Annotated in this window: 9 protein-coding genes; 4 read left to right on the forward strand and 5 right to left on the reverse strand. The window is 61.2% G+C overall.

The genetic code is table 11. The features are described from left to right. Positions 1–128: 128 nt before the first annotated feature. From AC1Q61_RS13085 to AC1Q61_RS13095, 3 genes are all read left to right on the forward strand, one after another. Positions 129–1,082 (forward strand): cyclase family protein, encoded by a 954-nt coding sequence (locus AC1Q61_RS13085; RefSeq protein WP_007735859.1) that lies wholly within the window; start codon positions 129–131, stop codon positions 1,080–1,082. Further along, positions 1,079–2,728 carry a class I adenylate-forming enzyme family protein gene (locus tag AC1Q61_RS13090; protein ID WP_042920653.1) on the forward strand — a complete coding sequence of 550 codons (1,650 nt, stop codon included), beginning with the start codon at positions 1,079–1,081 and terminating at the stop codon, positions 2,726–2,728. The genes AC1Q61_RS13085 and AC1Q61_RS13090 overlap by 4 nt, the downstream gene beginning before the upstream one ends. Positions 2,729–3,106: 378 nt before the next feature. Beyond that, the gene (locus AC1Q61_RS13095) at positions 3,107–4,555 is read left to right on the forward strand and encodes a histidine-type phosphatase (RefSeq protein ID WP_003943593.1); all 1,449 of its coding nucleotides are present in this window, start codon (positions 3,107–3,109) and stop codon (positions 4,553–4,555) included. Here the strand turns inward: AC1Q61_RS13095 and AC1Q61_RS13100 are convergent. Further along, entirely contained in the window at positions 4,501–4,884 is a 384-nt protein-coding gene (locus tag AC1Q61_RS13100; RefSeq protein WP_058227381.1) for a helix-turn-helix domain-containing protein, read from the reverse strand. The two genes, AC1Q61_RS13095 and AC1Q61_RS13100, sit on opposite strands and share 55 nt — an antisense overlap. Before the next feature lie 152 nt (positions 4,885–5,036). After that, positions 5,037–5,495 (reverse strand): hypothetical protein, encoded by a 459-nt coding sequence (locus AC1Q61_RS13105; RefSeq protein ID WP_003943607.1) that lies wholly within the window; start codon positions 5,493–5,495, stop codon positions 5,037–5,039. Positions 5,496–5,666: 171 nt separating this feature from the next. On the opposite strand from AC1Q61_RS13105, the gene AC1Q61_RS13110 reads away from it, so the two are divergent. Further along, the gene (locus tag AC1Q61_RS13110; protein ID WP_042920656.1) at positions 5,667–6,563 is read left to right on the forward strand and encodes an oxygenase MpaB family protein; all 897 of its coding nucleotides are present in this window, start codon (positions 5,667–5,669) and stop codon (positions 6,561–6,563) included. 48 nt (positions 6,564–6,611) lie between these two features. Here AC1Q61_RS13110 and AC1Q61_RS13115 read toward each other — a convergent pair whose 3' ends face one another. The 3 genes from AC1Q61_RS13115 to AC1Q61_RS13125 all read right to left on the reverse strand — a co-directional run bounded on the left by AC1Q61_RS13115 (position 6,612) and on the right by AC1Q61_RS13125 (position 7,962). Next, positions 6,612–6,743 carry a hypothetical protein gene (locus AC1Q61_RS13115; RefSeq protein WP_256718246.1) on the reverse strand — a complete coding sequence of 44 codons (132 nt, stop codon included), beginning with the start codon at positions 6,741–6,743 and terminating at the stop codon, positions 6,612–6,614. Positions 6,744–6,745: 2 nt separating this feature from the next. After that, positions 6,746–7,204: a GNAT family N-acetyltransferase gene (locus AC1Q61_RS13120; protein ID WP_042920782.1), complete on the reverse strand. Its 459-nt coding sequence runs from the start codon at positions 7,202–7,204 to the stop codon at positions 6,746–6,748. 161 nt (positions 7,205–7,365) lie between these two features. Beyond that, positions 7,366–7,962, reverse strand: a complete 597-nt coding sequence (locus AC1Q61_RS13125; RefSeq protein ID WP_492650889.1) for a GIY-YIG nuclease family protein — start codon at positions 7,960–7,962, stop codon at positions 7,366–7,368. Positions 7,963–8,093 lie beyond the last annotated feature (131 nt).

The raw sequence follows: 8,093 nt of genomic DNA on the forward strand, positions 1-8,093 counted from the left end.
ATGCGATGACCACGGCAATCGGTGAACCTGTTGACTACTGATTATCGGCCTGAACATGATGTGGATCACAAAGACCCAGGTCCGCCCGAGCGATCGTTCGGTGTCGGTAGCGAGAGGATCGAATCACCATGACCGAGGCGCCATATCTTGGAGAACTCCTGCGCGACGCACCCAGCAACTGGGGCAAGTGGGGAGAGTCCGACGAGGTCGGTTCACTGAACTACCTCGACGCCGGACAGGTGCTTCGTGGCGTCGGAACCATCAAGCAGGGTTCCGTGTTCACACTCCAACGTCTTATCGGCGATCCCAAGGGTGATCCGGTGTGGCCGGGACGCAGCCCTGCCGAGCGCACACAGATCTTCGACGAGAGCAGCTGGGACGGCGACGACGCCCCCAACTTCCCCGGTGGCCTGCATTACGCGGACGACAAGATCGACGCGTTCCTGCAGGGTTCGACGCAGTACGACGCGCTCGGCCACGTCTGGTACGACGGCGCGCTGTGGAACGGATACTCCGCTGACACCACTGTCGGCGGCCTGGAGAAGGCCAGCGTCGAACCGATTGCCGACCGTGGCGTCGTCGGACGCGCAGTGCTTCTCGACATGGCAAAGTTCCGCGGCAAGGAAAACCTCGACAAGGCCGAAACCTTCACGCACCATGATCTTTTGGCCTGTGCCGAAGCGCAGGGGGTCACCATCGAGAAGCGTGACATCCTCGTCATCCGCACCAACTTCCTCAAGCTGTTCTTCGACCAGGGCGAAGCCTTCTACGAGGGCTTCTGCGAGCCCGGCCTGATCTACAGCCCCGAACTCGTCCAGTGGTTCCAGGACATGGAGATCCCCAACCTTGTCACTGACACCATTGCCAACGAGGTCACCACCGACCCCGAAAACGGTGTGGCACTGGTTCTCCACAACGCATTGATGCGCAACCTCGGAGTGGTGTTCACCGAGATCTGCGATCTGGAGAAGTTGGCCGCGGACTGCGCGGCCGACGGCCAGTACACGTTCCTGTACGTCGCCGCGCCACTCAAGGTCGCAAAGGCCAGCGGCTCTCCCGTGAATCCGGTTGCCATCAAATGACATACGAAGATCGCCCTTGGTTGGCGTTGTACCGCAACGACGTTCCCCCCGACATCGACGTCGAACACCCCACGATGCTCGAAATGTTGGCAGCGGCGGTCCGCTCTGATCCGGACGCCACGGCTGTGAAGTACTTCGACGGTCAACTCAGTTACGCCGAACTGGATCAGCAGAGTGACGCGCTGGCCCGAGCACTCCGAGCCGGTGGACTGGTGAAGGGTGACCGCGTCGCTCTGTTCCTCCAGAACGTTCCGCAGTTCGTGCTTGCGCTCGCCGGAATCTGGAAAGCCGGCGGCGTCGCAGTCTCGATCAATCCCATGAGCCGTGAACGAGAACTGGGATACCAACTCGAAGATTCCGGAGCAGCGGTTCTGATCGCTCTCGAGGGGCTCTACGAGTCCGTCGGCCGCAATGTCGTCTCCGACTCGCCGGTCAGGCGAGTTATCACCACCTCGGAACTCGAGTATCAAAGTCGCAACGATCCGAGGATTTTCGACGGAATCGTCAAGAAGGATCTCGGTACCGACGATCTTGCGACGCTGATCGACGAACATCGTCTCGGCGATCCGATCACCACTGACGCTGCACCGGAAGACATTGCGGTACTGACGTATACGTCGGGAACCACGGGTCCGCCGAAGGGAGCGATGACCTCTCACGCGAATATGACCTTCAACGCCCAGGTCTACCGGGACTGGCTGGGGCTCACCCCGAAAGACACGGTTCTCGGAGTTGCACCGCTCTTCCACATCACGGGGTTGATCGGTCACATCGCGGTGTCCGTCCTGGCGAGAATGCCGCTGGTGCTGGCCTATCGCTTCCACCCCGAGGTGATGCTCGACGCGATTCGTGAGCACCAACCGACATTCACAGTCGGCGCCATCACTGCTTTTACGGCACTGCTCAACACTCCGGGTTGCGCGCCGGAAGACTTCACCTCCATACGGTTGCTCTACTCCGGCGGCGCACCCATCTCGCCGACTGCCGCCGAGGCCGTCCGCGCCATGACCGGTGCTGCGCTGCACAACATCTACGGGCTGACCGAGACCACGTCGCCGACCCATGCCGTTCCCGTTGGTGCGGATACGCCGGTCGACCCCACATCCGGAGCACTGTCTGTCGGCGTTCCCGTACCCAACACCGTGGTCCGCATCGAAGACGAGGGCGGTGCGATCCTGCCGATCGGAGAGATCGGCGAACTGGTCGTCCGAGGTCCACAGGTGGTGCGCGGTTACTGGAACAAGCCGGAGGAGAGTGCGTCGGCCATTCGCGACGGGTGGTTCCACACCGGCGACGTGGGGTTCATGGACGAAGCCGGCTGGTTCTACGTCGTCGACCGTAAGAAGGACATGATCATCGCGTCCGGCTACAAGGTGTGGCCACGCGAGGTCGAGGACGTTCTTGCCGAGCACCCCGCAGTCCGTGAGGCGGCAGTCGTCGGGATCGCCGACGAATACCGCGGTGAGACGGTGAAGGCGTTTGTCAGCCTCGTCGCGGGGGCGTCCGTCACCCCGGAAGATCTGATCGATCACTGCAAGCAGCGGATGGCGGCGTACAAGTACCCACGCTCCGTGGTGCTGGTGGAGGAACTGCCCAAGACCGTCACCGGCAAGATACTGCGACGGGAACTGCGCACGATCTCTTGATCGCGGGGCAGCGGGCGGACTTCGCGGTCCGCCTGCTGTCTGATCGCGCACAGTTTCCGGTCGACCGCGCCATTGGGGTAATGGAACAGTAATATGTGCTGAGTACCCACGGACAAACGGGAGACATCAGTGAGCAAGTTCGGACGTAAGAAGCAGCCCACGCCCAAGAGCTACCAGTGGCTGGCCATGACCCTCATCGCGTTGTCGCTCTCCGTGTCGATCGGGATTGCCGCCAAACCCTCCTGAGCTCTGCGAATCCGAAACTTGTAACCCCGCGTCCATCTGCACATGGGCAAATAGGTGCAATTCGGACGCTTAGCTGTTCTAACTTTCCTTCCGTCGTGTCACCTCGGCACCGACGGAGAGGATCAACTCACCATGCGAAGCTCACGCTTCGGCGTGCTGGCCGCTGCCGGCGCTGTCGGACTAGTGCTTGTCACCAGCAGCGTCCAGTCCATCGCCACGGCGTCACCGTTCGGTTCGCTCGACGCCGGTTCGAGCTCCGGTTCGACAGAGATACCAACCGTCAGCGACGGCGGCTTCACGTCCAAGACGCCCTACACTCCCGGCCAGCGCATCGCCGACTATCAGGCGCCGCCGACGGGATACTCCCCCGTGTACACGGAAAGTGTTGCGCGCCATGGTTCCAGAGCACTGTCGAGCCTGAAGTACGACGACCTGAGCCTGCAGCTGTGGGAAATCGCCGAAGCCGAGAACGCATTGACTCCCGTCGGCAAGGAATTCGGCCCGGCCCTCCGTGATCTCATGGCCGCCAACAAGAAGCTGGGGTACGGCAACCTCAGCGGACGCGGGATCACCGAACACAGACAGCTCGGCGCGCGGGTCACTGAACGCCTCCCCCAACTGTTCGACGCCATCGCAGCGCAACAGGGCACCATCACCTTGACCTCGTCGGGTGTGGACCGTGCCGTGGACAGCGCCGAGAACTTCGCGCAAGGGCTGACCGGTGCGTTTCCAGCCGTCGCCGGCGATGTTGCACCGGTGACCACGGATGCCGACCTTCTCTACTTCCACGACTCGGATGCAAACGCCGACTACAAGGACTACGAAGAGTCCGATCCTCGACTGAAAGCCGTCGACGACCAGATCGCCGATCTTCCCCGCACCCGCGAAGTCTCGCGGCACATGATGCTCAGGCTCTACTCGGAGGACTTCGTGAACCGGCTGAGTGCGGGCGAGTTCTCACTCGTCGACCGTGGCAAGGGTTCCAGCACGATCGACAACGAAGTCGACGCCGCGTACATGCTGTACAACACGTACATCATCACTCCGGGCATGGCCGAAGAAGGCAAGTGGAATTTCGAGCGGTTCATCGAACCTGCTGACGCGCAGTGGCTCGCATACACGAACGATGCCGAGGACTTCTACGCCAAGGGCCCGGGCTTCACCGGTGAAGACGTCACCTACCGGATGGCAACTGTCCTGCGCGACGAGTTCCTGCGCGGCCTGCAGAAACATACCGGCGACGACGCCGTCCCGGGAGCGGATTTCCGGTTTGCACACGCAGAAACGATCATCCCCTTCGCAGCACTCTTGAAACTGCCGGGAAGCACCGTCTCGCAGGCGGAGGGCGACCTCTACACCTATGCGAACAACCCCTGGCGCGGATCACAGGTCAGCCCGATGGCTGCGAACGTGCAGTGGGACGTCTACGCCGGACCGGAGGGTAAGCGTCTGGTCCGAATGCTCTACAACGAGCGCGAGACAGCATTTGCTGCCCCGTGCGCTCCGGTGAGCGCCGGGAGTTTCTTCTACACGCCGGACGAACTGGCCCGCTGCCTGCCGGAGATTTCACCGGCAGCCTGAGATCCGGCAACTCGGGATCCAGCCAGCGGTCGACGAGGGCGCGCCCATACCTGGTGCAATGCCAGCATGCGCGCCTTCTCGTCGTCTTCCATCAACAAGGCGTCGCAGATCCTCACGATAACCGGAGCCGAAACACCAACGGACGTACCCTGTTCCAGCCGCTGATAGTGATTGAAGCTGATGTCGGCAATCTGCGCGACATCGCGCCGACTGAGGCCGTGCATTCGGCGAGCACCCTCGCAGCGCATGCCGACCTTTTCGGGCGCAAGACTGTTTCGTTTTTCGACGAGCATCTGGCTCATCAACTGACGCGCGCTCGACCCGTTCACGTCGCCACCTTTTCCATCCCTGAAATATGCTTTCACCTAACATGTTTCAGAATATGGGATGGGGCGGACCCGGCGGTATCTCCGAGATGACAGATAATCACGCGATACCGCCAACCCTGTGCCCGTCCAGGCCGCGACGACGAGGCTCAAGATCAGGCTATGAACCTGCCGATCGTCGGATTCGACTGGCAGATGGGACTACTGCCCCAGTTGATCGAACCGAACGCCGTCGCAACGACATTGCCGACGCCGGTGTTCACCGTCGCGGACAGGTACGGATAAGTACCGACCAGGTCGACGATTCCGGACTTGCCCGTGTCGGTGTTGACCCACGCAACGGTCACCTGACCCGCCGCCGGGATGGGTGCAGCGGCCGGGAACGAATCGAAGCGAATGTCACCCTTGGCGATGGGCGGATTGGATTCGGGCCCGGACTGGCCGGTGAGCCCGGTCAACGAGGCCAGCGACCCCTGATTCGGACACCCGATAGTGACGGCGGCGCCGCCGAAAGGGTGGGGCGGATCAGCCGAGGCGACTCCGGCGAACATGACGCTCGCGGCAATCGGTAGTCCGATGGCCGCAAAAACCCCGGCCGTGCGTGTGACGCTCATAGCTGCTCCTCGGGTCGACAACACTTTCCGGATACCCCTGGTACAACGCCCGAAACGAAGGAAAGACGACTATTCACACCCCCTAGACAACGCGTGTTGTCAGAACTACAGTCGGTGGTGCAGCTCACACCTATCTCTGCCGCGCGCAGACCAGTCCCAGGGAGTGTTCAGATGAAGCGCTACGACCTCCGCAGTCGCACGGATCAACTCGATCCCGAAACCGATTACGAAGAGATGTCGCGCATTCTCGCGGCGCAAGAGTTTCCCTGGGACATCAATCAGGCGCTCAGCTTCGCACTGTTCCGCACATACGCTGTCCCCTCGATCGGCAAGCTCCTCTTCTCCACGGGCGAGTTCACCGACAAGGTTCAGAAGCGCTACGACGACACCAGCCTGATCCTCGACGCCATCCTCGAGCACGGCCTCAGCAGCACCGTAGGCCGCAAGAGCGTGCGTCGAATGAATCAGATGCACGGCTCGTACGACATCTCCAACGACGACATGCTCTACGTTCTGGCCACCTTCGTCGTCACGCCGGTCAGATGGCTCGACGAGTACGGCTGGCGGAAGATGACCGACAACGAGATCGTCGGGTCGACGAACTATTACCGCCACCTGGGTCGGTACATGAACATCAAAGACACTCCTGACACCTACGAGGGCTTCGTCAAACTTCTCGACGACTATGAGCGCGAACACTTTTCATTCGATCCCGGCGCCCGAGCCGTCGCTGATTCCACCCTCGACCTGATGTGCACCTTCCCGCCCAACAACCTGGCACCGAAGGCTCTGGTCAAGGGATTCGCCTTCGCGCTCATGGACGATCACCTACTCGACGCCTTCCACTACAAGCACCCGAGCACTGCGATGCGCGTCGTCTCACGCGGTGCGCTGAAGGTCCGCGCGCGCCTGCTGCGGTTCTTCCCCGTGCGTACGAAGCGGAAATTCGCCCGCGAGCTGCCCAACATCCGCAGCTACCCGAACGGTTACAAGGTCGAAGACCTCGGCACCTTCCCCACGGCATGCCCGGTCAAGCACCTGCAGGCAGACCAGCAGGCCCAAGCGTAAGCACGCTGGAACGCATCGGATTCACTGACGAGTTTGTCCGCGGAACGTTCAGGAGACGATGGTCATGATTCCGATACCGCCGTACGGACTCGGCGACAGTTGGAAGATCTGGACTCCCTGGCTGGTCCCCATCGTGGAGTGGTGGAACTCCTGGCACCCGGGCTGATTCGCGTTTCTCATGCCTAGATGAGGGAGGAGTCGCGACCAGTACGACGAAGGGTGATCAATTCATGGTTCGTCTCGGCGTCGTGTCGACGCCCCTCTTCTTCGAACTCCATCAGCGCATAGAACCTGCGGGCGCGATCGTTGAGGGTGTAGACCTCGAGTGTCACCTCGCCGTGCATGGTTGTGGCGTGTTCGACCAACGCCCGCCCGACGCCCAACCCTTGTGACGCCGGCGCGACGAACAGTCCCCCGATTTCGGAGCCGATCATTCCCAACAGTCCAACGACAGCGGAGTTGTGCTCAGCGACCCAATTGTCGGCCTGAATCAGATAAACCTCTCGCATCTTCTGCTCCCGTTCGCCCGTTCCCTCACCCGCAAGGAACGGGTGGGCTTCACGGGCAGCGCGCGACCACAAGTCGACGACCACATCCTCATCCGAGGATACGTAGCGGCGAATGATCAGATCCTGGTTCACAATCCGACCATACATTCCGGCCTCGGAGGACTCTTTGGTGTCGGAGGCGATCCATTCGAAATCGTTTCGATCTCAGACCGATCCGCAAGCAATCAAGCGGAAAGCATTGATGAACAATACCTTTCGATTGCGTTGGGCACTGCGCCTTGAGCCCGTCGGGATCAGTTCAGATTCATCCCGTGTTCGCGGCTGTCGAGGGCCAGCTTCCAGAACGACTCCCGCTGGAGGATCGTCTCTGATTTCGTCTTCGGGTCAAAGATCTCCAGAATCGAATACTGGAAGTTCTCGATGATGTGCGAGTCGCCAAGGTCTCCTCGCATACTCTCCAGTTCCTTGTTGCCGCCGGTCAGATTGCGCAGGTGCGCATAGCTAGACCAACGCTGCCACAGCCCGTTCGCCTCGCCCGAGGCCGACCCGACGTATAAACGCCCGTCGGTGAGATCGGTGATGACATAGACGCCCTTGACGCTGGAAAGGGCGTCCTTCCAGCTCGGCTCGTCGTTGGCGATGATGCGCTGCAACTCGGCGTGCCTGAGCCTGACGTTCTGGTAACCCGGGAACGTGCCGAGCTTAGTGTCCGGCGCAAGTTCGTACACCTCGGGCTTGAGCTTGCTGTCCTGAATCTTGTCGTACCACCGGAGATACAAGTCTCTGCCGACCGGCTGCTCCAGCTTCACGATGAGCCGCTTGATGTACTCCGAGTACTGGTCGAGGAGCTCCAGCTCGTAGCCCGGGCCGCCGATGATCTCCGGGGCCATCGGGCGAACCCGAAAGAACCCACCGAAGATGAAGTATTGGGGCCCATAAGGGTATGGCATGACCCCCATTAAGTGACCCGCTGGTTATGAGAATCCTTCCCGCCCTGATCAAGGGCATGAAAGGCTACAAC

The organism is Rhodococcus sp. MPR-R1B, assembly GCF_058793255.1.